We start from the raw sequence: 558 nt of genomic DNA on the forward strand, positions 1-558 counted from the left end.
TTTCACCTTTCCCTTACGGTACTGGTTCACTATCGGTCTCTGAGGAGTATTTAGCCTTACCGGATGGTGCCGGCAGATTCAGGCAGGATTTCTCCGGTCCCGCCCTACTCAGGATACCGCTCGTCCACTCAAATTTCTGCTTACGGGATTATCACCCTCTATGACGCCACTTTCCAGGGGCTTCAGCTTGATTGAGCTTTCTAAATGCGGTCCTACAACCCTCAAGGTGCACGCACCTCAAGTTTGGGCTCTTCCCTGTTCGCTCGCCACTACTTGGGGAATCATTGTTTATTTTCTTTTCCTCCTCCTACTTAGATGTTTCAGTTCAGAGGGTTGGCTTCTCTTTCGAGATGCTATGTCTTCAACATAGCGGGTTGTCCCATTCGGAAATCTGCGGATGTATCGATTGTGTGCATCTCCCCGCAGCTTATCGCAGCTTACCACGTCCTTCATCGCCTCTCAGAGCCAAGGCATCCACCATACGCCCTTATGTGCTTTAAATGTTGTTGAAATTGTATTGTTACCCGACCAGCGTTAGATAAAGACCACCAATAATTA

Source organism: Cnuella takakiae (assembly GCF_001953305.1).
GTDB lineage: Bacteria > Bacteroidota > Bacteroidia > Chitinophagales > Chitinophagaceae > Flavisolibacter > Flavisolibacter takakiae.